At 56.4% G+C, this 3,881-nt stretch carries 3 protein-coding genes; 1 reads left to right on the forward strand and 2 read right to left on the reverse strand.

The window, feature by feature from the left end:
* Positions 1–69: 69 nt before the first annotated feature.
* Positions 70–522 carry a hypothetical protein gene (locus tag ACJ5NV_RS20260; protein WP_411646673.1) on the reverse strand — a complete coding sequence of 151 codons (453 nt, stop codon included), beginning with the start codon at positions 520–522 and terminating at the stop codon, positions 70–72.
* A gap of 413 nt (positions 523–935) precedes the next feature.
* Positions 936–3,218, reverse strand: a complete 2,283-nt coding sequence (locus tag ACJ5NV_RS20265; protein WP_411646675.1) for an adenosylcobalamin-dependent ribonucleoside-diphosphate reductase — start codon at positions 3,216–3,218, stop codon at positions 936–938.
* Between the two features lie 159 nt (positions 3,219–3,377).
* Here ACJ5NV_RS20265 and ACJ5NV_RS20270 point away from each other — a divergent pair, with 159 nt between their 5' ends.
* Positions 3,378–3,809 (forward strand): DUF1489 family protein, encoded by a 432-nt coding sequence (locus ACJ5NV_RS20270; protein WP_411646677.1) that lies wholly within the window; start codon positions 3,378–3,380, stop codon positions 3,807–3,809.
* Positions 3,810–3,881: the final 72 nt, after the last annotated feature.

The raw sequence follows: 3,881 nt of genomic DNA on the forward strand, positions 1-3,881 counted from the left end.
TCGCTCCTTTCCAGCCAAAGGAAAATACGAGCGGAAAACTCTAACTATAAACGGCAGAAAAACCGGGTTTCAGAGCAGGGCAACATCACCTGTCTCGCCGCTCGTCTCGAGGTGCACTCTAAACGCGGCGACGAACGCGCGCATGTCCTTGTTGCTACGCCTTGGAGTCTCAAGAAGCTTCAAGAACGAAGCGGCGGCAATCGTCTGCTGCGCAAGTTCCAAAGCTTCCTGCACGCCATTGTCGATCGCACCCGTGGTGCGCTCGATGGCAACCGCAAAGCGGCGGTCCGGCTCGATCTTTCGTGCTCTGACGATTGCGTCCACGATCGACGCAAAATTGGCGTTGTTCTCTGTAAACGCCATTGATCGTTTGACCTGAACCTCAAGACAGCGATCTTCGCCTTCAGGCGTCTTACCATGGACGATCACGTCGTCGAGCGGATGTTCTTGGCCGCCGCGTTGAAATTCAATTCGATCAACAACTGCGCCCGGCAATCCAAAAGGCTCTGTGTTGGCTAGCAATGCTAACGCATAGTGAGTACCTACTTGCGCTTCAAATTGGGGACCTGCTGGTCCGGTGGATCGTGGACTCGAATCTGAAATTCTGCTGCCTCCAGACATTGTTTTGTTCTGATTTCGATATATGCCCTAGTAGCGAGTTGAGCCGCAATGGACTCCACATCTCCAAGTAGTTCCCAACGACTGCCGTTGAATGTCTGCTTTTCTTGGTTTGTCGGTACTCCAACGCATTCGCAGCGAACTTCCGCTTCCCGCACAAATTTCAGCCCGGCCTTTCGTTGAAATACCATTGGTCCAGGCTTCAAATTTGATTTGATCAGGAAAAATAGGCCAATGGCAAATTTATGAGTTCAGAATGGCAATCCCTGGGGTCAAAATGGCAAAACTTTGGGTACGTCCACACTGGACTAAGCCTTTTAACCACTACACTTCGAATACCCGCAAGCGCCGCAGGTCATGCAACCCTCGACCATCCGCAACTCGTACGCGCCGCAGGAGCTGCAGGCGGTGCGAGGTTTGTTGTTGAGGGGGACGACGTCGGCCTTGGGGTCGGCCTTTAGCCCCATTCCTTCGCCCGACAAAAATCCGATCGCGATCATGTGCTTTTCGATCACACCCCCGATAGCCGCCAAGATCGAGGGCACGTATTTGCTCTGCATCCAGGCGCCGCCGCGCGGGTCGAACACTGCCTTTAGCTCTTCGACCACAAATGACACATCGCCGCCGCGCCGAAATACGGCTGAAATCATCCGTGTCAGCGCGACCGTCCAAGCGAAATGTTCCATGTTCTTGGAATTTATGAACACCTCGAACGGGCGTCTGTGCCCCGCGATGACCAAATCGTTAATTGTGATATAGATCGCGTGTTCGCTGTCGGGCCATTTCAATTTGTAGGTCGCGCCTTCCAATTCGGCGGGGCGGTCCAGCGGTTCGGACATATAGACGACCTCGGCGCCACTGTCGCCGTCCCGGACCTGATCCGGAACCTCTGACGGGGATGCCTCTTGCGACACTGAAAGCACCGACCCGGTCACATCATTGGGCCGGTAGGTCGTGCAGCCTTTGCAGCCCTGATCCCACGCCGCCATATAGACCTCTTTGAAGTCGTCGAAGCTGATATCGGCGGGGCAATTGATTGTTTTGGAGATCGAGCTGTCGATCCATTTTTGCGCTGCGGCCTGCATGCGTACGTGATCGAGCGGCGCGAGGGTCTGAGCGTTTACGAAATGATCGGGCAAATCGGCATCGCCCTTCAGATCGCGCCACATCTGCACAGCGTAGTCTACCACTTCTTCCTCGGTGCGCGAGCCGTCTTTTTGCAGCACTTTGCGGGTATAGGCATAGGCAAAAACGGGTTCGATCCCCGATGACACATTGCCTGCATAAAGGCTGATCGTGCCGGTAGGCGCGATAGAGGTCAATAATGCGTTGCGGATACCATGTGTGCGGATCGCGTCGCGCACGTCCTCATCCATATGCTGCATCGCACCGGAAGCAAGGAATTTTTCCGCGTCAAACAGCGGGAAAGCGCCCTTTTCCTTGGCCAGATCAACCGAGGCCAGATAGGCAGCGCGGGCAATCTGATGCATCCATTTATCTGTCTGTGCAGCGGCCTCTTCGGAACCATAGCGCAGGCCCACCATCAGTAGCGCATCGGCCAGTCCGGTCACGCCCAATCCGATCCGGCGCTTGGCGCGCGCCTCTTGCGCCTGTGCTTCCAGCGGAAATTGCGAGGCATCGACAACATTATCCATCATCCGCACCGCCGTCGCGACCAGATCAGTCAGCGCATCACCATCAAGCTGTGCACCCGCATCAAACGGGTCATTGACCAACCGCGCCATGTTGATCGAGCCCAGCAAGCAAGCACCATAGGGCGGCAGGGGTTGTTCGCCGCAAGGGTTGGTGGCGGCGATGGTTTCACAGTAGCTCAGATTGTTCATCTGGTTGATGCGGTCGATAAAAATCACGCCCGGTTCGGCGTAATCATAGGTCGATTGCATGATCGCATCCCACAGATCGCGCGCCTGCACGGTTTTATAGACCTGCCCGTCAAAAACCAGATCCCACGATCCATTGGCTTTGACCGCCTCCATAAACGGGTCGGTGATCAGCACGGACATGTTGAACATACGCAGGCGGGCGGGATCGGATTTGGCGGTGATGAACGCCTCAACATCCGGATGATCGCAGCGCATCGTCGCCATCATCGCCCCCCGGCGCGATCCCGCGGACATAATCGTCCGGCACATCGCATCCCACACATCCATGAATGACAGCGGGCCAGAGGCATCGGCCGCCACGCCAGTGACAGCCGCTCCCATAGGCCGGATCGTGCTGAAATCATAGCCGATGCCGCCGCCCTGCTGCATGGTCAGCGCGGCCTCTTTCAACCCATCGAAGATACCGGCCATCGTGTCAGGGATAGTGCCCATGACAAAACAATTGAACAGGGTGACGGACCTTGCAGTCCCTGCACCCGCCGTAATCCTGCCCGCTGGCAAAAATTTGAAGTCGACCAATGCGTCGCGAAATTTCGGTTCCCACGCAGCGGGATCATGTTCCACCGCAGCCACGGCATGCGCGATCCGTGTCCATGTGTCCTGCACTGTGGTGTCTATTGGTGTTCCATCTGCCTCTTTGAAGCGATACTTCATATCCCATATCTGTTCGGCAATTGGCGCTGCAAAGGCGGTCATGGGGGTGTTCCTTGGTCTGGATCAAATGGCTTGGGCAGGTTGCTATCTTTGACAGGTCGCGTGGGGCAGGTCAATTGAAAGCGCGGAGATCAGCGCTACTTCCGTCAGGACGGTAAACGGGATATACCCCGAAAAATATGCTGCATCTGGGGTGTCGAATTGGCAACTTGCGTAAATCTTGTAAAGCTCTCTGTCGGGACAGAAGATGTCGCGGGGCTGGCAGCGTGGCAAGCGAACCGCCGCGCCCAGACCGATGACGGGCTGCCCCGCCATGTGACCCGCATGTGGCCCAAGCGTGAGGCCGAGATTCTCAATGGTGGTTCAATCTATTGGGTGATCAAGGGGGTGATCCTGTGTCGCCAACTGATTCTACGATTGGATGAACGCCTTGGCGAAGACGGCATTCGCCGCTGCGCCATCGTCTGCAAGCCCGGCCTGATCCGCGTCGCCGCAACGCCCAAACGCGCCTTTCAAGGATGGCGCTATATGGCTCCCGAAGACGCCCCCGTCGACCTGCCAGACGGGCGACAAGAAGAGGAAGCGCTGCCCCCGGAACTGACAAAAGCGCTCGCCGATATTGGGGTCCGCTAGAGCATGTTGCACTCAATGGCCCTCATATCCTGCGGCCTTGAAGTAGTTGTAGCACTCTTCGTCTGAGAAAAG

Origin of the sequence: Loktanella agnita (assembly GCF_046640325.1) — a bacterium.
Taxonomy (GTDB): Bacteria; Pseudomonadota; Alphaproteobacteria; order Rhodobacterales; family Rhodobacteraceae; genus Yoonia; species Yoonia agnita.

Excerpts from the sequence above, each read along its gene's own strand:
- ACJ5NV_RS20265 (WP_411646675.1), bottom strand. The coding sequence starts at position 3,218 with ATGACCGCCTTTGCAGCGCCAATTGCCGAACAGATATGGGATATGAAG.